Source organism: Tenacibaculum larymnensis, from assembly GCF_028829235.1.
Lineage (GTDB): Bacteria > Bacteroidota > Bacteroidia > Flavobacteriales > Flavobacteriaceae > Polaribacter > Polaribacter larymnensis.
Genome location: NZ_JAIWJY010000004.1, coordinates 25,317 through 44,356, shown reverse-complemented (window position 1 = coordinate 44,356; position 19,040 = coordinate 25,317). Strand labels below are relative to the sequence as shown.

At 30.8% G+C, this 19,040-nt stretch carries 18 protein-coding genes; 10 read left to right on the top strand and 8 right to left on the bottom strand.

The features are described 5' to 3' along the window. Positions 1-61 precede the first annotated feature (61 nt). Entirely contained in the window at positions 62-355 is a 294-nt protein-coding gene (locus tag LCI24_RS07100; RefSeq protein ID WP_274639751.1) for a hypothetical protein, read from the bottom strand. 137 nt (positions 356-492) lie between these two features. Between LCI24_RS07100 and LCI24_RS07095 the strand changes: the two genes are divergently transcribed. From LCI24_RS07095 to LCI24_RS07065, 7 genes are read left to right on the top strand one after another with little or no spacing between them, the layout of a single operon-like run. Next, positions 493-960: a hypothetical protein gene (locus LCI24_RS07095; protein WP_274639750.1), complete on the top strand. Its 468-nt coding sequence runs from the start codon at positions 493-495 to the stop codon at positions 958-960. After that, a complete protein-coding gene (locus tag LCI24_RS07090; protein ID WP_274639749.1) occupies positions 957-1,583 on the top strand; it encodes an NUDIX hydrolase in 627 nt (208 codons plus the stop codon). Before LCI24_RS07095 ends, LCI24_RS07090 begins: the two co-directional genes overlap by 4 nt. Before the next feature lie 60 nt (positions 1,584-1,643). Further along, positions 1,644-2,480: a lysophospholipid acyltransferase family protein gene (locus LCI24_RS07085; RefSeq protein WP_047789545.1), complete on the top strand. Its 837-nt coding sequence runs from the start codon at positions 1,644-1,646 to the stop codon at positions 2,478-2,480. Between the two features lie 25 nt (positions 2,481-2,505). Next, positions 2,506-3,594 carry a M42 family metallopeptidase gene (locus LCI24_RS07080; protein WP_274639748.1) on the top strand — a complete coding sequence of 363 codons (1,089 nt, stop codon included), beginning with the start codon at positions 2,506-2,508 and terminating at the stop codon, positions 3,592-3,594. A gap of 57 nt (positions 3,595-3,651) precedes the next feature. Beyond that, complete coding sequence (locus tag LCI24_RS07075) at positions 3,652-4,200, top strand: NUDIX hydrolase (protein WP_274639747.1); 549 nt, start codon at positions 3,652-3,654, stop codon at positions 4,198-4,200. An 18-nt stretch (positions 4,201-4,218) separates the two neighbouring features. Further along, the gene (locus LCI24_RS07070) at positions 4,219-4,839 is read left to right on the top strand and encodes a hypothetical protein (RefSeq protein ID WP_274639746.1); all 621 of its coding nucleotides are present in this window, start codon (positions 4,219-4,221) and stop codon (positions 4,837-4,839) included. A 60-nt stretch (positions 4,840-4,899) separates the two neighbouring features. Beyond that, positions 4,900-6,510, top strand: a complete 1,611-nt coding sequence (locus LCI24_RS07065) for a class I SAM-dependent methyltransferase (RefSeq protein WP_274639745.1) — start codon at positions 4,900-4,902, stop codon at positions 6,508-6,510. 55 nt (positions 6,511-6,565) lie between these two features. Here LCI24_RS07065 and LCI24_RS07060 read toward each other — a convergent pair whose 3' ends face one another. From LCI24_RS07060 to LCI24_RS07035, 6 genes are all read right to left on the bottom strand, one after another. Continuing rightward, the gene (locus LCI24_RS07060) at positions 6,566-7,246 is read right to left on the bottom strand and encodes a fibronectin type III domain-containing protein (protein WP_274639744.1); all 681 of its coding nucleotides are present in this window, start codon (positions 7,244-7,246) and stop codon (positions 6,566-6,568) included. Beyond that, on the bottom strand, positions 7,243-10,170 hold the full coding sequence (locus LCI24_RS07055) for a leucine-rich repeat domain-containing protein (protein ID WP_274639743.1): 2,928 nt from the start codon (positions 10,168-10,170) through the stop codon (positions 7,243-7,245). Before LCI24_RS07055 ends, LCI24_RS07060 begins: the two co-directional genes overlap by 4 nt. Positions 10,171-10,288: 118 nt before the next feature. After that, on the bottom strand, positions 10,289-10,960 hold the full coding sequence (locus LCI24_RS07050; protein ID WP_274639742.1) for a DUF6624 domain-containing protein: 672 nt from the start codon (positions 10,958-10,960) through the stop codon (positions 10,289-10,291). Beyond that, on the bottom strand, positions 10,950-13,451 hold the full coding sequence (locus LCI24_RS07045) for a PIG-L family deacetylase (RefSeq protein ID WP_274639741.1): 2,502 nt from the start codon (positions 13,449-13,451) through the stop codon (positions 10,950-10,952). The genes LCI24_RS07050 and LCI24_RS07045 overlap by 11 nt, the downstream gene beginning before the upstream one ends. 148 nt (positions 13,452-13,599) lie before the next feature. After that, positions 13,600-14,304 carry a hypothetical protein gene (locus LCI24_RS07040; RefSeq protein ID WP_274639740.1) on the bottom strand — a complete coding sequence of 235 codons (705 nt, stop codon included), beginning with the start codon at positions 14,302-14,304 and terminating at the stop codon, positions 13,600-13,602. 41 nt (positions 14,305-14,345) lie between these two features. Further along, a complete protein-coding gene (locus LCI24_RS07035; protein WP_121146711.1) occupies positions 14,346-15,773 on the bottom strand; it encodes an ATP-dependent DNA helicase in 1,428 nt (475 codons plus the stop codon). A 103-nt stretch (positions 15,774-15,876) separates the two neighbouring features. On the opposite strand from LCI24_RS07035, the gene LCI24_RS07030 reads away from it, so the two are divergent. The 3 genes from LCI24_RS07030 to LCI24_RS07020 are packed head-to-tail and all read left to right on the top strand — an operon-like array spanning position 15,877 to position 17,973. Continuing rightward, positions 15,877-16,611 (top strand): hypothetical protein, encoded by a 735-nt coding sequence (locus tag LCI24_RS07030; RefSeq protein ID WP_274639739.1) that lies wholly within the window; start codon positions 15,877-15,879, stop codon positions 16,609-16,611. Then, positions 16,586-17,416 carry a DUF3822 family protein gene (locus LCI24_RS07025; RefSeq protein ID WP_274639738.1) on the top strand — a complete coding sequence of 277 codons (831 nt, stop codon included), beginning with the start codon at positions 16,586-16,588 and terminating at the stop codon, positions 17,414-17,416. Before LCI24_RS07030 ends, LCI24_RS07025 begins: the two co-directional genes overlap by 26 nt. Continuing rightward, complete coding sequence (locus LCI24_RS07020) at positions 17,416-17,973, top strand: RsmD family RNA methyltransferase (RefSeq protein WP_274639737.1); 558 nt, start codon at positions 17,416-17,418, stop codon at positions 17,971-17,973. Before LCI24_RS07025 ends, LCI24_RS07020 begins: the two co-directional genes overlap by 1 nt. A 69-nt stretch (positions 17,974-18,042) precedes the next feature. Here LCI24_RS07020 and LCI24_RS07015 read toward each other — a convergent pair whose 3' ends face one another. Further along, positions 18,043-18,882, bottom strand: coding sequence for a hypothetical protein (locus tag LCI24_RS07015; protein WP_274639736.1), 840 nt, complete (start codon positions 18,880-18,882; stop codon positions 18,043-18,045). Between the last annotated feature and the right edge of the window lie 158 nt (positions 18,883-19,040).

Genomic DNA, 19,040 nt, shown 5'->3' with positions numbered 1-19,040 from the left:
ATAGAATACAAAAAGAGCTTCCAAAATTGGAAGCTCTTTATTTTTTATACAATTTAAAAGACTAAACTTCAATTGTAGTTTTTGATCCTTTTGAAGAAAACACATAAGTATATAACCACATAAGAGTAAATGTTGGTACAACATCTAACCCAGGCATTGCTTCTTCGATAAAAGCAATGGCTCCTGCTACTTTACCTTTATTTCCTTTATACATTTTTGTCATTATATACGCAGATGCTGGTGCCCAAACAATATCAGACAACTCTCCAAGCCCAGGTATTAAATAAGATACATACCCAATAGCGTCAAACAATAAACTTAATGCTAGTTTTTGGTACTTTTTTTCTTTATTCATTTAGTATTAAATTAATTCCACACTTAACAAATCAAAATTCAAGCCAAAATTTATAACTTTTATCTTGTAAATTGATAAGTTTGTCCTAAAATACTAAAAACTAAGTAAACACGCTAAAATCGCCAATGAATCAAAAAATGAAAAGATTAGTATGGGCAAAAGCAATATTAATTTTTATACAGTTTGGCTCTATAGCAGGCTTTTTTCTATTAGCTCTAGTATTCAGAGGAGGATATGGAATGATCAAAAAGTCACATTTGTTCAAAAAAGAGATTGTGGTAATTGACTCTATGGAATCAATTCAAACTGCACATGGGGGACAGTTAGTATGTGTATATTTCAAAACGAATAAGAATATATCAAAAGATTTAATTCTACCAAAAGATAAAGAAAGAACAAAAGGAATAAAAGATTCAATAAAAATATGGAATATACCAGGAGATAATAATTTCACAGATTATAGATATGACGGTGAACATGAGTTCCCAAAGGATAAATATATAAAACAGGTTATTTATGCCGTTCTTGGATACATGTTTTTTATTGCGGGCTGGATAGCAGCTTATTATGTAAATAAAAAAATAAAAAAGATTAAAAACGAATGACTTTTTCTGATTTCATCAATCAAATAGAACGATTGCAGCAAAAGCAACTGGGTGGTTTAACATCTCAATTTAAATTAGCTCCAAAGTTAAGAACACGTTTTTCAGAAGAATTAATACAAAGTAAAAATCCTAGAAAAGCAGCTGTTTTAGCGTTATTTTATCCTGACAATAATAACCAAACACGTTTTTTACTTACTGAAAGAGCCAGTTATAATGGAGCACATTCATCACAAATAAGTTTTCCTGGAGGTAAATTCGATAAAGAGGATAATAACCTACAAACAACTGCTTTACGTGAAACTTTTGAAGAAGTTGGTGTACACTATAAATCTATTGAAATAATACGACAAACTTCAGACGCTTATATTCCTCCTAGTAACTTTTTAGTAGCTCCATTTATAGGTATTTCAGAAAAAACACCTCATTTTACTCCAAATGAAGAAGTTGCAGAAATTATTGAAGTTTTATTAGCTGATTTATTAGACGATTCAAACTTAACTTCAGTAGAAATGGAAACCTCATACATGAAAAATATTGAGGTACCATGCTTTAAATTAAACGATTACATTGTGTGGGGTGCAACTGCCATGATGCTTTCAGAAATTAAAGATTTATTTAAATAGTTTTTTTTATGGTTTTCTTTTGTAATTTAGCATTTACACTAATAAAACCTGATTATAAAAATGCCTTTATTTAAAAGGAATCCTTTTGGACATATATTGTTCATTAAAAGATTTTTAATACAAGTTCTCGGAGTTATTTCTCACGGACGTTACCGTAAGTTTAATGACCTACAAATAGAGGGAATGGATGTTTTAAGAAGTCTCCCCGACCAAAAAGTACTATTTATTTCTAACCATCAAACTTACTTTGCCGATGTAGCAGCCATGTTTCATGTATTTAACGCTGCTTTAAAAGGTAGAGACGACAATATTAGAAACGTAGGTTATTTATGGAAACCTAAACTAAACATTTATTATGTTGCTGCAGGTGAAACCATGCGTTCTGGTTTACTTCCCAAAATTTTTGCTTATGTAGGTTCTGTTTCTGTTGAAAGAACTTGGAGAAGCGCTGGTAAAGATGTAAACAGACAAGTAAAAATGTCTGACATTTCTAATATAGGTAAGGCTTTAGATGATGGTTGGGTAATCACCTTCCCACAAGGTACAACTACCCCTTTTAAGCCTATTCGCCGTGGTACAGCTCATATTATTAAAACCTACAAACCTATTGTAGTTCCTATAGTAATTGACGGGTTTAGACGTTCTTTTGACAAAAAAGGGTTGATGATAAAAAAACGTAACGTACTACAATCTATGGTTATTAAAGAGCCTTTAGAAATTGATTACGAAAATGAAGATGTAGCTAGCATTGTTGAGAAAATTGAATATGCTATAGAGCAACACCCATCTTTTTTAAAGGTATTAACACCTAAACAACTTCAAGAACAAGAAGAATTCATTGAAAAAAGACGTTTTTGGGGAGCTGATAAACCTAAAGAAAAAGAAAAGAAAGATTAATAACATTAAAATTAACGTTTAAGTTATGGCTGATAAATCTATTTTAAATAAAAAGTCGATAGACTTCTTAGAAAAATATTTAAATAATGCTGCTCCTACTGGATACGAATGGGAAGGGCAAAAAATATGGATGGACTATTTAAAACCTTATGTTGACGAGTTCATTACAGACACTTATGGTTCTGCTGTAGGAGTTATAAATCCTGATGCTAAATATAAAGTAGTTATTGAAGGACATGCTGATGAAATTTCTTGGTATGTAAATTATATTTCTGATGACGGGTTAATTTATGTAATCCGTAACGGAGGTAGCGACCACCAAATTGCTCCTAGTAAAATTGTAAACATTCACACAAAAAATGGAATTGTAAAAGGTGTTTTCGGATGGCCAGCAATTCATACACGTAATAAAGCAAAAGAAGAAGCTCCTAAACCTGATAATATTTTTATTGATTTAGGATGCGCTACTAAAGAAGAAGTAGAAAAACTAGGTGTGCATGTTGGTTGTGTTATTACATATCCAGATGAATTCCATATTTTGAATGGAAATAAGTTTGTTTGTCGTGCATTAGACAACCGTATGGGTGGGTTTATGATTGCTGAAGTAGCTCGTTTACTACACGAAAACAAGAAAAAATTACCTTTCGGACTGTATATTACAAACTCAGTTCAAGAAGAAATTGGTTTACGTGGTGCACAAATGATTACTGAAACCATTAAACCTAATGTTGCTATTGTTACCGATGTAACTCATGACACTACTACACCTATGATCGACAAGAAGAAAGAAGGTCATTTAGAGTTAGGTAAAGGTCCTGTAGTAGCCTATGCTCCTGCTGTGCAACAAAAATTAAGAGATTTAATTATTGATACTGCCGAAGCTAACAAAATTCCTTTCCAACGCTCTGCCTTATCAAGAGCTACAGGAACTGATACTGATGCATTTGCATATAGCAATGGCGGTGTTGCTTCTGCTTTAATCTCTTTACCATTACGTTACATGCACACTACCGTTGAAATGGTACACCGTGAAGATGTTGAAAACGTAATTAAAATGATTTACGAAAGTTTATTAAAAATTGAAGACGGAGAAAACTTCTCTTATTTCAAATAATAAAAATAATTAAACGTCATTACTTCCCTGTAATGACGTTTTTTTTACCAACCTCTTATGGATGAATTAATAGATATTGTTGACGAAAACGGAAACTACACAGGAAAAACCTGCTTAAAATCCGAAGCTCACAAAAATGGCTACTTCCACCCTACTATTCATATTTGGTTATATACTCCAGATCAACAAATACTACTTCAAAAAAGAGCATTAACAAAAAAAGTGTTTCCTGGTTTATGGGATATTTCTGTAGCAGGACATATAGCCGCTGGTGAAGACATTAAAATTGCTGCTATTAGAGAAATTAAAGAAGAAATAGGTTTTGATATTCTTTCTGAACACTTGCATAAAATAGGTACACGAAAACACATGGTAAATCATCCGAATGGAATTATCGATAATGAGTTTCATCATGTATTTATTGCAGAATTAACAGTTTCTGTTAAAGATTTAACTCTTCAAGAAGAAGAAGTTGCCGAACTTAAATTATTTCCTTTAGAAACAATTCTAAACACCAAAGACTACAAAAACGTACTACTTCCTCAATATCAAGACTATTATTCGTTTGTACATAGCCAAATTGTAAAAAAACTTAGTATATTATAGTATCTAATTTCATTTAAGATGAAACAGTTACTATTCTTTTTATTTGTTTGTATACTTCAATCCTGTGCCTCTAAACAATATTTAAAAAAACATGGTTTTTCAAGTGATATTAAGAGCTTGATAGAAGAGACATATGTAATAGAAAACGATCAAAAAAAGTTAATTCAAACTAAAAAACTACATTTTACTAAAAATGGACGTGTAAAATCATCAAAAACCACTGATAACCTAGGCAATATTATCGAACAAACCGAAAAACGTCTTTGGTTTGAAAAACGTTCTTATCCAAATAAACTTCCTTATTACTGTAAAACACGCTGGAAACCAAAACAACGAGAACGTATTAGTTGTTACACCCAAAAACAGTATAAGCAAAATGAAGTCATTGCTTATTATACTCAAAAAGGATTAATTGATAAGATAGTAGATAATTTCTCTACGTTTTATACACATCAATACCAATACACAGATGGTCAACTTTCAAAAATTGTGGTTACTAATAAAGACAACAATCTTGTAAATACTATCAAGTTTGAATGTCTCTCTAAAGACTACAAAGGAAATTGCCTTAAACAAAAGAAAGAGTATACAAGTTCAGATATTATAAATATTATATCTTTTACATTCACCTATCAATAGTCTTACTTAAGAGTACGTTTAAACTTAAATAGCTATATTTAAGACAAATAATCTCTCTATATGTTAACAAAACAAGAAAAATCTGCATTAAGAAGTAGGTTATTTCGTCATTTAGACGGAATTGTAACTTGTCCCGCAGCCTACACTTTATACGAAAAAGGAATTACAGAATATTTGTTAGATAAAAAATCAGTTAGTTTAACTGAAATCACCAATCATTTCAAAGCTAATGATGGTTACTTAAATGTTGCCTTAAGAACGCTCTGCTCACAAGGTTGGCTAACACAACATGTAGACAATACTCAAAATAAAGTTTGGTTTGAAGTAAATAAAGCTTCTGCTATTGCTTTTTCTTATTTTCATTTATACAAGGAAGCTTTTTCATTGTTGAAGTTTTCTGAAAATTATAGCGCCAGAAAATTTGAAATTGAACCTTTTATAAAGCTAGAAAACCTATATAAAAACTTTACAAACAATTTCGGAATTGAACCTCCATCAACTTCCGAAGAAAAAGAAATCATAGCGCAAATTCTTACACATATTGAAGGAATTATCGTTGGTCCAACAATAGTTTTATTAGGAATGAGCGGTATGTTTCATAAATACTTTATGCAAACAAAATTTAGCGCTGATGAATTTCATAAAGACGCTGATAATTTTAGTCGACTACTTGATTTATTAACCAATTTAGGTTGGTTTTCCAAAACAAATGACTCATATGAATTTACTGATGAAGGCTTATTTTTTGCAAGAAGAGCAAGTGCTTACGGAGTTACAGTATCCTATATCCCTACTCTTAGAAAACTAGACAAACTTATATTTGGAAATCCTGATATTTTCAGAACTTCAGAAGTTGGAAATGACGAAATTCATGTAGATAGAGAAATGAACGTTTGGGGAAGCGGAGGCGCACACTCAACCTATTTTAAAGTTATTGATGAAATAATCATCAATCTATTTAACAAACCTATTAATGAGCAACCTAAAGGAATTTTAGATGTTGGTTGTGGTAATGGTGCTTTTTTAAAACATTTATTTAACGTAATTGAACATCAAACCAAAAGAGGTACTATGTTGGAGGATTATCCACTTTTACTTATTGGTGTCGATTATAACGAAGCTGCATTAAAAATTACTCGTAAAAATCTGGTACAAGCCGATATTTGGGCGAAAGTGATTTGGGGAGATATTGGGAACCCTAAAGCGTTATCAGAAGATTTACATGATAAATATGGCATTAATCTTTCTGATTTATTGAATGTCCGCACCTTTTTAGATCACAACAGAATTTGGCAAAAGCCTACTCCCAACGATAATTTAACTATTACCAATTCAACTGGAGCTTATGCTTACAGAGGAAAACGTTTAAACAATAACCTTGTGGTAGAATCATTAAAACAACATTTCAATAAATGGAAACCCTATATCAGTAAATTTGGGCTGTTATTAATTGAACTACATACCTCAAAACCAGAATCGGTTGCTAAAAACTTAGGAAAAACAGCTGCAACTGCCTACGACGCAACACATGGCTATTCCGACCAATATATTATTGAACTTGATGAGTATATGAACGCTATGGAAGCTATTGGGTTGACTTATGATAAAAATACGTTTAAGAAGTTCCCAAACTCGGAATTAGCAACGGTTTCTATTAATCTTTTTAAGTAAAAAAGCTAGAGTAGTTTAACTACTCTAGCTTTTTTAAAAGATAAGTTCAATTTATCTAAATGTTAAACTGGAATTCCTTATAAATAGACGATGAGTTTCCATTTTTGTCTAAGACCACAACCATTAAAAAATAAGTCGTGTTATAATCAATACTTTGTTTTTCAATAAAAGTACTTTCTGTTTCTTTTATCAATTCAACTGAATCTTTTGACTCCCCTAAATATACTTTGTATTTTAAAATGTCATTGTCAAGATCAGATGCTTCCCAACTGATATTAATCGTACCATCTTTATTATCTTCTAATGTTATACTCGCAGGAAATGGAGCATGATTAGAAACAGAAACTCCTTCTGTATAAAAATTCCAAGCACTATTACTCTGTTTTCCTTTATTTTGTAAAATAGCAGTTACATTCCAAGAAAATTTTGTTGCTTTTGGCAAAATAACACTCATAGAATTAGTGTTAGTCATCTTTTCAATTCTATTTCCACTTTCAGTGTTAGTAAGTACCACTTCATAAGATATAGCATTTGTAGAATTACTCCATTTTAAAGGAATAGAAACTTCGGTATCAGATACTTCAGTTCCTTCTGTACAAAGCGTATTATTTACAGGAAAAACTAACTCAAAAGCTCCTAATTCTGGTTCTGATGGTACTGGATCTTCACTTCCTCCTCCTCCTCCACAAGAAGTTAAAATTAATTGTATAAATAGTATAAATATTAGTTTTCTCATTTTTTGAATATTTTGGTATTAACAGTTTGTGTTGAAGTAGTAACTGTTACAAGATACATTCCTGTAGCAATAGTATTCATTGGCAATTTAGCTACTCCGTTATAAACATCAAGTTTAGTTGATAATACAGTAGCTCCCTCAAGGCTTCTTACGATTACTATAGCCGAATTATCTGTAACACCAGAAATGTTTAGGTAATTTGTAACTGGAATAGGATACAATGTAATACCTTTAATTGTAACGCTCTTGTTATAAATACCTTGACATGGTTTATTTGTTGTTATTTCTACAGAGTTGTTTCCATTATCTAGATTAACTATTATTTCTTGTTTACCAGCATCTTTAAAAGTATACAAATACTCTTTGTTATTTACGGTTACTTTATAATTTTCACTTCCTGAAACTTGATACGTAAGTGAAGTACCTTTTAAACTAGTTTGAGAAACTTTTAAGGCTGCTGGAGCGCTAACCATTACATTGTAACATTGGCTAAAACTAGGTAACTCTGACGCAGTAACACATATTTCATAACTTCCAACAGGTAACCCTGTAATTTCTAATCCAGAAGTGTAGTTTACATTATCAAAATTTTTATTTATTACACCTTGTCCTACCAAAATTACTTTATAGGTATAATCTTTATTAAAGGAAATATTTACAACACCGTTACTTTTATCAGGACAAGTGGTACTACTTACCTTAACTTGAATGTCACTAGGAGCTATATCAATTAATTGGTATTGAGCACAACCATTAGCATCAACAACACTACCTTCTACTGTATTCGGGCATTTATCGACATTATTGAATATGCCATCATTATCATTATCTAATTGACTTTCCGAACATCCGTCTGCATTTACCGATTCTCCGGTTGGAGTGTTAGGGCATAAATCTTTATCATTATTGATTCCATCATTATCATCATCTAATTGACTTTCGGAACATCCATTAGAGTTTACCGATTCTCCAGTTGGAGTATTAGGACATAAATCTTTATCATTATTGATTCCATCATTATCATTATCTAGCTGACTTTCTGAACATCCGTCTGAATTTACCGATTCTTCAGTTGGAGTATTAGGGCATAAATCTACATCATTATTTACTCCATCATTATCAGTATCAAAAATATTTACATTCAAAGTAATAGGCTCTTTAAACAATTCTAAACCAGTAACTATAGTATTAGTAACAACACATGTGTATTCACCTATATCTGATAAATTCGCTTTATTTATAGTATATGCTTTTTGTATAGCTCCCTTTATATTTTCTCCATTCAATCTCCATTGATAAATATTATTATCACTAGAGGTTTCACTGACAGTTAACGTAATAGATTCATTTTGATCTACAGCATATTCTTCAACTATTCCAATAGATGCTTGTGAAGAATAGGTATAATAATTCATTAATTTACTTTTCAAAAATAAATGCTCTTCTTCTAAATCTTCAAAAAGAAATTTATTATTTTCTATTTTAAAGTTTGCAAGATTTAGCATCTCTTTAATTGTTGCGGGAATCCTACCAGATAGTTTATTATCATATAAGAACACTACTCTCAAGCTTGAAAGATTACCTAGTTCTGAGGGTATCATCCCCGTTAATTCATTATTATTTATAAAAAAAAACCTTAAATTATTAAGTTTGCTAATTTCTGTTGGTATCTCCCCTGTTATACCATTATTATTTAATTCTAACCATGTTAAATTAGTAAGATTACCTAGTTCTGATGGTATTGATCCCGTTAAATTATTATACTTTAAAATTAAATGTCCCAAATTAAGTAATCTTCCTATTTGTGAAGGAATAGAACCGGTTAACTCGTTATTACTCAAGTTTAAATACGATAAGTTAGTTAAATCACCTAATTCAGGAGGAATCTCTCCTGACAATTGATTACCTTCTACGGTTAAGGTATTTAAATTAGTTAGGCTTCCTATTTCAACAGGAATTTTTCCTGTAAATTGGTTATGATCTAACTGTAAATTTTTCAACTTAGTTAAGTCTCCTATCTCAGAAGGCAAAGTTCCTGTCAATTGACATTTGACTAAGTACAAGGTTTCTAAATTTATTAATTTTCCTATTTGAGTTGGGATCCCACCAGTAAACTTATTACCTGGCAGAAATAATTCTTTTAGGTTAGTCAAATCACCTATTTGAGAAGATATCGTTCCTGTTAACTGGTTTCCTCCTAAAAACAGCTTCTCTAAGCTACTAAGACTAAATACCTCAATAGGAATCTCTCCTGTAAACTGATTATCAGATAGAGTTAAGTATTTTAAATTAGTTAGGTTTCCTATTACTGGAGGAATAGTCCCTGTTAATTGATTTCTACTTAAACCCAAATCGCTTAATTTAGTTAGATTTCCTATTTCTGAAGGAATAGAGCCTGTTAACTGATTTTCTCTTAAATTTAAAATTGTTAAATTAGCTAGGGCACCTATTTGAAAAGGTATTTCTCCTGTCAATTGATTCCATGATAAGTTCAGATATTTTAACTTAGTTAGGTTACCTATTTCTACAGGAATAGTTCCTGTCAATCCTTCCATAGTTTCAGTAAAATTCCCCATTAACAAAAGACTTTCTAAGTTAATTAGGTCCATAATTTCAACAGGTATGTTTCCTTTTATGCCACTTAAAAAAAGTTTTTTTAAGTTAGTTAATTTTCCTACATCAACCGGGATTGTTCCATTTAAATTATTTCTGTAAAGATCTATTTCTATAACATTACCTAAAACATCTATAGTTACTCCATACCAATTCTGTGGAGAGTCATTCAAATCCCATTTGTTTGTCCAATTTGCTCCATCTGTAGCATTATAAAGCGCTATTAAAGCATCTTTATCACTTTGAGAAATTTCTTGAGCATTTACATATACGCCAAAAAGGACTAGCGTAAAAAGTAGTAGTCTTTTCATATAATTTTTTTAATATTTGGCGTCAAAAGTAATTAAAGTTATCTCAATCACAAAAGATTACTTTTCGTTTAGTTTGTACTTACTTAGAAATCTATTTTTATTAATATTTTAAATAAACCTAATTCTCTAATTCATACAGTTTAGGTTCGGTTATATTAACTTTTGAAAAGACTTCTTTATTTATTTCAAAGTGCATTTTAGACATTTCGTTTAAATACACTTCAAGAGCTTTCATACCTATTTCGTTTCTACGCTTGTTTACGTTTATACTATCTATTAATGGTTTTGGATATGCTTGACAAACTTTCCAATTATACAACACTTGAGTTCCGTAAACTTGCTTTTCTCCCATATTCAATTGTACTCTATCTAGCAAATAGGCATAGTTTTCAGGGCTAGCATTCATATTCTCTATCTCTATTTTCATCTTCTTTAAAACTTCTTCTTGAAATTCTGGTTTAGTATCCAAATGTTGTACAACAAGCCAAAAATTTCTAGAACCTTCTTCTCCTGCTATATCAAAACCTACAAAACCATACTCTTTAAAAATTTCTAAAACTTTCTTATGAGTTATAGCAAAAACACTGTCTTTAAATGACTTCCATTCTTCTTTAGTTAATTCTTTGTGTTTTCCAGAAGGAATCCCAGCTGCAACTTGGTCTATTTCAACCATACTTGCTAGTTCATCAACCAACTCCTGGTTATATTTTTTTTTGACAGGATTCTCATTTTTGGTTTTACAACCAACTAATATTACCAACACTAAAGCTGTAATAAATTTAATTCTCATCAGTTTTATTTTCTTTAACTGACAATAAATTAGCAAAAAGCTTATAAGCTCCTGAAACTCCTGCAGGAAGCTCTCTAAAGAAACTCAACCCTGTGTAGATATAGTTTCCTTTTCCATATTTCGCTACAAGTAAACTTCCATCTTTAGCTGACTCTCCTTTATCATGCATTGATAAAATAGGCGTGTATTCTTTACTCCATTTGTTTGGAAAGTATAGTCCACGTTCTTGTACCCAACCATCAAAATCAGCTTCAGTGATTTTGTTTGGGTAATTTAAAATAGAATGTTCTTTAGCTAAGAATGTTACGTTTGCATTTTCATCTGTAACTCTATCACGAGATAACTGTAAATTGTACGGAGCTTGTACATCTACTCCTCTATTAGTATTGTATTGTACGATTACGTTTCCTCCATTTTTTACATACTCTAACAAATGTTTTTGTTTAAACTGTAACTCTTTTATAGTGTTGTATGCTCTAATACCAACAACAACTGCATCAAATTGCTCTAAATTGCCATTAATCTCATTTACATTTAACTCTGTTACTTCGTAACCAATTTGTTGTAAGCTTTCTGGAATAGCATCTCCAGAACCTTGTATATACCCTATTCTAGTACCATTCTTTTTTATATTCATACGCACAACTTTAGCTTGTGATGGTAATAATACTGACTGCTTAGGGATATGATTGTAATTGATTTCTATCAATTCTTTATCATAATTTTTTTCTTCAACTTTTGCTATAGCTTTTAATACTCCTTCTGATTCTTTCTGTGTTGGAGTAACCATAAAGTCAATCAATTGAATATCCCCTTTTTGAGCTATGGAGAACTTTACTTCTTTTGGTGTAACTTCCCATCCTTTAGGTGCATTCAGCTCTACAATTCCGCTAGTATTTTTTGCTCCTGAACGAACTTCTACAGTCACCTTTTGAGATTTTTCTGAAGAGAAGATTAGTACTTTGTTCAGTAATTTTGTTGTTACTTTAGGTAATACCTCAAAAGGCTCATAAATTTCCCCTTTATCTCTTTTTGAATAACGATATACTACTGGCTTTATAAAAGAAATAGATTGATTTTCTATCATCAAATTGAATTCTACTTGAATTGGTCTAGGTGTTTCTGGTTTCCCTCTTAATTGTTGATTTTCTACCGTATACATTCCTAAACTCCATGGTTTTTGCAGCCAATACGGTGATGAATACGTTATCTCAGATATTGAAATAGTTTCTGTAAACGTTTTCTTTTCGTTATTCGCTAAATCTAAGTCTTTCATTATTTTTTTATTCTCTGGAAGTACTTTTATTGAAGATAACTCCATTGAAACTCCACTCCTATTTAACACTTCAAAATCAACATTTACTGAACTACTTTGTGTTGCACTAGAACTTTCTGCTGAAGCTTCCAAGTACAAACCTGCACAGGCTTCAATGATTTTCTTTAGTTCTTTGGTTTTAATTGTTTTCCAGTGTTCGTCTTTTAGTTTTTGAACTTTTTGATATGCTTTTAACAAATCTGGAAGGTGTTTTGACGGATTTACAAAATCAAAATTTTGTTCAACATCATATAAAATATCTCCTATTTCTCCTCCACCTTCTACTCTATTCCATGTGGTATTGATTCCTGAAAAAATATCTTTTTTGTCTTTAGGAAAATCTCCTTTTAAGAACTCTACATATTCTGTTTGAGTTCCTCTAGTAGTTAATCTACCAAAGCCTTGGCATAAATGTTGACTACTTGCAATAGATGCTAATTCATTGTTTGACAACCCTTTTAAAGGATAATACGTTCCAATATCAAAACTTAACATTTTACTTTTGTCTGCTTTTGCAAACTTCTCTTGACTACCGTAAAACCACCAAGAAGTATTAAAAAACAACCTGTTTGGTTTCCATGTATTGGTATATTCTAATTGCTCAGGATATTTTGTTTTGTCATTAGCCAAATCAAAAGCTTCCACACTTAACATTGCCGATGAAGTATGATGACCATGTGTAGTTCCTGGTGTTCTGTGATTAAAACGATTAATGATTACATCCGGCTTGAAAGTACGTATTGCCCAAACTACATCGGCTAATACTTTATCCTTATCCCAAATTTTTAACGTTTCATCAGGGTGTTTTGAATATCCAAAATCATTAGCTCTAGAAAAACGTTGTTCTCCTCCATCTACTCCTCTTGCAGCTAGTAACTCCTGTGTACGAATAACTCCTAATAGTTCTCGCATTTCAGAACCTATTAAATTTTGACCACCATCACCACGCGTTAATGACAAATATCCTGTTCTTGCCTTTTCATGATTAGATAAATAAGCAATTAAACGTGTATTTTCATCATCTGGATGTGCAGCAATATACAATGCAGAGCCTAAAAAGTTTAGTTTTTGAACTTTCTCGTAAATTTGGTTTGAAGTAAGTTTTTGTGGTTTTTGTGCATTTATTGTTAGTGAAATCAATAAAAAAGACAGTAATAAAAGTACTTTTTTGTGCATTTTTAATAGTTTGTATAATACACAAATGTAACTTTTTTAACTTGAGTATGAAGTACATTAACAAAATGCTAACATATTGAATAATAAATTTTATACTTAAAAAAAAACGAACTTGATATCAAGTTCGTTTTTTACATAACTCTACACTCTACTGTCCGTAGTAATATGTTATATTGTATCTATCTCCAATGTTTTCAAACTCAATGGATTCACCTTGATATCCAAACCCCATATCTATTAAATAAGAATTTTGATCAAAAATAAACTTATATTTATTAATACCTACTCTTTCCCATTGAAACGCTTCTAACTCTTCCTCACATTTACCTGTTGAATCGTTAGTATTAAACCAACTTGCATTGACATTATTATTAGGTAAAAACTCAATTGCACTCAATTTTTGACAACTTGTAAGATTTATCGGTATGTCTTTATCTTCTAACTTATCATATTTTTTTAAATCTATTAAGAATCTTTTACCTAAAATAGGGTCTTCGATAACAACTTCATTACTTTTAGTTTTACTTCCTCCACCTTTAACTGTTAGATATATAGTAATAGGAAAACTTACAGTGTTGTCTAAGTATAAGTTTTCATAATAGTAATCTCCTCCTTCACCTCCTGTTGTTAATATTTCTGAATCTTTTAATTGACCATTCATATACAACTCTAAAGTCAATTTTCCTCCTTCACCAAACTCATTTGATTGAACCCCCAATGAACTTCCTATAGTATTCCAGTTTACTTCTATAAATGGTTTGCTAGACGTTAAATGGTCACCGTCACTGCATGAAGAAAAAGACAATAGTATTAAGGAAAAAATTAATGCAATTTTTGTTTTTGTAAAATACATTTTCATAGTTTTAAATTTTAAATTGACGCGAATATAGCTTTTTAATCTAAAAAATACTCGTCTTTAAAACCTATTAAATACAATTTTTCTTGTGCACGTGTAACAGCCGTATATAACCAACGTAAATATTCTACTGATGCACCGTCTGGTAAGTATGGTTGCTCTATGAAAACAGTCTTCCATTGTCCCCCTTGTGATTTATGACAAGTCATTGCGTATGAAAATTTCACCTGAAGTGCGTTGAAATACTTATTTTTCTTCACTCCCATAAATTGCTTGTATTTAGATTTTTCATGCGCAAAATCCTCCTTTACAGCTTCATACAAACGGTTTGACTCTTCATATGTTAATGACGGGCTTTCACTTGTAAGAGTATCTAAGAGTAAAACAGTTTCAAAAGGTTTCATATCTGGATAATCAATCATGCGAACTTCCACTTCGGCAAACTTGAATCCGTATAACTCTTTAATTGCATTAATACGCATCACCTCACAAATATCACCATTAGCAATAAATCCTGCTGAAGAAGAGTCTTTTAACCAGTAGTAGTTATTTTTCACCACCATTACATAATCTCCCGTAGAAATTTCGTTTTCTTGTCCGCGAATTTTAGTTCTTATCTGTTGATTGTACTGATTTGCTCGTTTATTTGAGCGCACAATTATTGCTGTATCCTCTACACCTATTTCACCATCATAAGCAGTAGTTATTGCGTCTTGAATATCATATCCGTCTTGTAATCGAATAATATCTGGGTAATTTACATCAAACTGAAAATGTGTTGAATCGTTCTGAATTAATAAGCGTAAATCGGTTGCATTGGCTAAAATTCCAGAACCTTCTTCTTGTCGAACCACTTCATCTAACTCAATTTCTGTAACTTCTTTGTTAAATTCAAAAGAGAGCTTATCCGCTTCCAAAGCTGGACTCATCGTCAATTTTACTGGTGGTAGCTGCGCAGTATCACCAATAAAAATAATTTTACAATTTTTTCCTGAGTATACATACGATATTAAATCATCCAATAAAGAACCGTTTTCAAATAATTTAGCGTTCTGTTTTTCATCAGAAATCATAGAAGCTTCATCAACAATGAAAAGGGTATCGGTATGCTTATTGGGTTGCATTACAAAGTTTACTGCACCACTACTTTGTTTTTTAGGAAAGTATATTTTTTTATGAATAGTAAATGCTTGTCGATTAGAATATCCTGAAATCACCTTCGCTGCACGTCCTGTAGGTGCTAGTAAAACTGCTTTTTGTCCTATCTTCCATAAATTATGAACAACAGTACTTATTATGGTTGTTTTTCCTGTTCCTGCATACCCTTTTAACAAAAATAAAGCGCGATTATCATCCGAAAAAATAAAGTCTGTTAATACATCTAATAACTCATTTTGCTTTTCTGTAGGTGTGTATGGGAACTTTTGTAGTATTTCTTTATAAAATTTCGAAGCAGTTTGTATCATATATCAAATAATATTCAAAGATAAGTCTATTTATAAATTAATTATTTTCATCATTGAAAAAAAATTGTAGATTTGCGAATATCATACATTAAAAATTAAAAAAATGAGTTTATTATTAATGATTTTAGCAGCTGTTGTAGTTGCAGTTCTTTTAGCATTACTTGTTGTTAAGTTTGTTCCTCTAAAAATGAGATGGTTAGTCTCAATATTATTATTAGGAGCAACTGTCTTTTTAGTATATAAAATTTATAATGGTGTTATGGAGCCTATCAATTTTAACAAAGACAAGAGAGTACGTTATGCTAAGGTTATTAAGAATTTAAAGTTGATTCGAGACGCTGAAGTAAAATATAAAGAAGTTTACGGAACATATACTAACAATAAAGACACTTTACTTACCTTTATTAAGAACGGTCAATTAGCTATTACCGAAACTAAAAACGTTGAGAAAACAATTGAATTAGGTGGTGGTATTACTAAAGACATATCTGTTAAAGTTATTGATACTGTAGGATACGAACCTGTTTTAAAATATTTTGAAGGTAAAGAGTATGCTACTATGTTTGATGTTCCTGGTACAACAGAGCAATTTGAATTAGCTACTGGTAGAGTTGAAAAAGTTGCTGGTTTAGAAGTTCCTGTTTTTGAAGCTAAAGTTTCTAAGAAGCCTATTTTAACAGGAATGAATCCTTCTTTAATAAAACAAGAATTAGAAGCTATTGAGACAGATCAAATTAAAGGTGAATTTGTTTCTGTTGGTTCTTTAACTGAAGTAACTGTAGGTGGTAACTGGCCTCCTTATTACGATAAAGGTGAAGCAATTGCAAAAAAAGAGTAAAAAAAATAGCGCTTTTGCGCAGCATAAAAGTCTATCCATCCAATTTAGTTTGGATGGATTTTCTTTTTGTATTTCAAACTCAGATACTAAAGAACCTCTTCTTTTTACTGAGTATACCTTTTCTAGTACTACTCCTTCTCCTGAACTTTTACTAGAAAGAATTATTCGTGTTTTTGACACTGACAAAGATTTACAACAAGATTTTACATCTGTTTTTGCTATTCATCAAAATAATTTGGCGACGTTAGTTCCTAATAAGCTTTTTGATAGAAATAACTTAGCTCCTTATTTAAAATATGATGTAAAAACACTAAAAACAGATTTTATTACTTATGATTTACATAATGTTATAGCTGCTAATACGGTTTATATACCTTATGTAAACATTAACAATTATCTTTTTCAAAACTTTGGTGAATTTGAGTATAAACACCATTCAACAGTTTTAATTGATAAACTACTTACTTATTCTGAAAACGATTCTGAAGAACAATTTTTTGTACATGTTTCTTCTTCTCATTTAGATATTGTCGTTTGCAAAGAAGGTAAACTATTATTTTACAACTCATTTTCTTACAATACAAAAGAAGATTTTATCTATTATATTCTTTTTACTGCTGAACAGTTACAAATGGATCCTAATACCTTTCAATTAACTTTTATTGGTGATATTGAAAAAGAATCAGATACATACTCTATTACTTACACATATGTTCGAAATATTCATTTTATGAATCCTGTAAATAGCTTTTTTGCAGATAGTGAAGACTTTTCGAACCATTCTAATTTTATACTTATAGCCTAATGCGAATTATTTCTGGAAAATATAAAAGTAAAAGAATTACAGCTCCTAAAAACTTACCTGTACGTCCTACAACTGATATGGCAAAGGAGTCTTTATTTAATATTTTAAATAACTTCTATTACTTTGAAAACATTTCAGTATTAGATTTATTTGCAGGAACTGGAAATATCAGTTACGAATTTGCTTCTAGAGGTACAGAAACTATATATGCTGTTGATGCTCATTTTGCTTGTATAAAGTTTATTAATCAAACTTCAAAGGAGTTAGATATGAATATTACTAGCTACAAAAGTGACGTATATAAGTTTTTAGAAAAAACACCTCTTAAAACAGATGTTATTTTTGCTGATCCTCCTTATGACTTTGAAGAAAGTCAGTTTTTAAAAATTGCTGATATTATTTTTGATCGCGGTTTATTAAATGAAGATGGTCTTTTAATTATTGAACACTCTAAACATACAGACTTATCTCAACACCCTTTTTATAGCTATGAAAAACGTTACGGGGGTAATGTTTTTAGCTTTTTTGAAATCGTTGAGAATGACGAAGAAGAATAATAGAGTAATAAAAAAAGGGAGCTAATTAGCTCCCTTTTTTTATTACTCTATTATTTACATACCGCATTATTATAAAACGGTATTAAGTTTTAATTGCTCTTCATACATTTTTCTTGTTTTATCATCCATTTGAGATACATTATCGTATACTACTGGTTCTGTTAATTTACTTTCAGAAGAATCAAGAATTTTATAGCTTGTTTTTTCATTAAAGTATTCTATTACTCCTGTTGCATACTTAATATTCCAAACACTGGTTAGTGCATAGATATTTCCTGGCTTTAGAGTGTATTCATCTTCTATAGACTGGCTCCAAATTCTAGTTATTGAATTTTCATACTTCTGAGTAAATGAGTCCTCTATTTTTGACTTAAATCCTGCAGAAACTTCAGCACTTCCTCCTGCTGGATCATCTTTTCCTCCAATCCAGCCTCCAATTTTTCCATTTATGCTAAACTCAGAGCTTTCGCTATGTGATTTTGAAAAAGAAGACGATTGTGAAAAAGCTGTTTGAAATGTTGTTTTAATAGTCCTTTTTACAGTTTCATTAAAATTTCTTAAATCAAAAAAGTAATACACTCTCACATTCTCTTCTTCTATTTTTTCTCTTGTTGGTTTTAATTCAACCTTTTGTAAAAAGTGTCCTTTATCACTGCTCCAATTCACATAAAAATCATCTGTCATATTGTAAATAGTACCTGGTTCTATAATTACAGGAAGCCCTATACCTTCTTTTTTCCAAACTCTAACTTTAACCGTTGGATAAGAATCATCTCTAAGCTCTCCTATATTTCCCTCATTTATATCAATCTCCATTCCTGGGATTGTACCTAAATATGGTTTTCCATCTGTAGTTTTATAGAACCCTACTCTAATGTTTGCTCCTGTTAATACATTTTTAAATCTCATTTTTTTCTGTTTTTAAGTTATGTGTTAATTGATTAAATTTTATACTAGGTGTTACCAAAAAGAAATTGATAAAACCTCATTTTACAAATATTAACAATATCATCATCAATATTGTGTCAACCATACTCACCATTATATCAAATAGGTTATATAACTAA

What these genes read in the sequence shown, in the direction of transcription:
- LCI24_RS07100 (WP_274639751.1), bottom strand. Translation starts at nt 355, where the DNA reads ATGAATAAAGAAAAAAAGTACCAAAAACTAGCATTAAGTTTATTGTTT.
- LCI24_RS07095 (WP_274639750.1), top strand. Translation starts at nt 493, where the DNA reads ATGAAAAGATTAGTATGGGCAAAAGCAATATTAATTTTTATACAGTTT.
- LCI24_RS07090 (WP_274639749.1), top strand. Translation starts at nt 957, where the DNA reads ATGACTTTTTCTGATTTCATCAATCAAATAGAACGATTGCAGCAAAAG.
- LCI24_RS07085 (WP_047789545.1), top strand. Translation starts at nt 1,644, where the DNA reads ATGCCTTTATTTAAAAGGAATCCTTTTGGACATATATTGTTCATTAAA.
- LCI24_RS07080 (WP_274639748.1), top strand. Translation starts at nt 2,506, where the DNA reads ATGGCTGATAAATCTATTTTAAATAAAAAGTCGATAGACTTCTTAGAA.
- LCI24_RS07075 (WP_274639747.1), top strand. Translation starts at nt 3,652, where the DNA reads ATGGATGAATTAATAGATATTGTTGACGAAAACGGAAACTACACAGGA.
- LCI24_RS07070 (WP_274639746.1), top strand. Translation starts at nt 4,219, where the DNA reads ATGAAACAGTTACTATTCTTTTTATTTGTTTGTATACTTCAATCCTGT.
- LCI24_RS07065 (WP_274639745.1), top strand. Translation starts at nt 4,900, where the DNA reads ATGTTAACAAAACAAGAAAAATCTGCATTAAGAAGTAGGTTATTTCGT.
- LCI24_RS07060 (WP_274639744.1), bottom strand. Translation starts at nt 7,246, where the DNA reads ATGAGAAAACTAATATTTATACTATTTATACAATTAATTTTAACTTCT.
- LCI24_RS07055 (WP_274639743.1), bottom strand. Translation starts at nt 10,170, where the DNA reads ATGAAAAGACTACTACTTTTTACGCTAGTCCTTTTTGGCGTATATGTA.
- LCI24_RS07050 (WP_274639742.1), bottom strand. Translation starts at nt 10,960, where the DNA reads ATGAGAATTAAATTTATTACAGCTTTAGTGTTGGTAATATTAGTTGGT.
- LCI24_RS07045 (WP_274639741.1), bottom strand. Translation starts at nt 13,451, where the DNA reads ATGCACAAAAAAGTACTTTTATTACTGTCTTTTTTATTGATTTCACTA.
- LCI24_RS07040 (WP_274639740.1), bottom strand. Translation starts at nt 14,304, where the DNA reads ATGTATTTTACAAAAACAAAAATTGCATTAATTTTTTCCTTAATACTA.
- LCI24_RS07035 (WP_121146711.1), bottom strand. Translation starts at nt 15,773, where the DNA reads ATGATACAAACTGCTTCGAAATTTTATAAAGAAATACTACAAAAGTTC.
- LCI24_RS07030 (WP_274639739.1), top strand. Translation starts at nt 15,877, where the DNA reads ATGAGTTTATTATTAATGATTTTAGCAGCTGTTGTAGTTGCAGTTCTT.
- LCI24_RS07020 (WP_274639737.1), top strand. Translation starts at nt 17,416, where the DNA reads ATGCGAATTATTTCTGGAAAATATAAAAGTAAAAGAATTACAGCTCCT.
- LCI24_RS07015 (WP_274639736.1), bottom strand. Translation starts at nt 18,882, where the DNA reads ATGAGATTTAAAAATGTATTAACAGGAGCAAACATTAGAGTAGGGTTC.